The sequence below is a fragment of the Dehalococcoidia bacterium genome (assembly GCA_030018455.1).
Lineage (GTDB): Bacteria > Chloroflexota > Dehalococcoidia > DSTF01 > JALHUB01 > JASEFU01.
Window position 1 is genome coordinate 1 of sequence record JASEFU010000026.1, and the last position, 526, is coordinate 526.

A 526-nucleotide genomic window follows, 5' to 3' on the forward strand; every position below is an offset into this window, starting at 1 on the left:
TGAATCATCCCCTGAAGACCAAGAAGAATGTTGATTTTAGGAGGTTTCGAAAGATCATACTCCTGATGAAAGACGGCAAGCATCTCAACAGAGAAGGATTAAAAGAGATCATTGACCTGGCCCTGCAGATGAACACCACGGAGCGTCCCGCTCTGGAGAATATCAAGAGAGCCCTCGAGATTGGATAAAGATATGGTCCACTCCAGACAGAAATGTCCGGGTAAAGTGAGCGAAATTCCTTGTCGGGTAAGTTCCGACCCGCACGAAAGGCGTAACGACATGAGCGCTGTCTCAGAGAGGGGCACGGCGAAACTGTGGTACCGGTGAAGACGCCGGTTACCTGCCGCTGGACGGAAAGACCCCGGCACCTTAACTGCAGCCTAGCATTGGATTTTGGAATATGATGCGCAGAATAGGTGGGAGGCTATGAAGCCGCACCTCCGGGTGCGGTGGAGCTGTCGGTGAGATACCACTCTTCATGTTCTGAAGTTCTAACCCACTGCCCTTATCGGGTAGGGGGACAGTG

The 526-nt window shown here is 52.1% G+C and carries 1 rRNA gene; it reads left to right on the plus strand.

Features of this window, described 5'->3' with window-relative positions:
* Positions 1-526 (plus strand): 23S ribosomal RNA (locus QME71_11175); the annotation flags it as partial.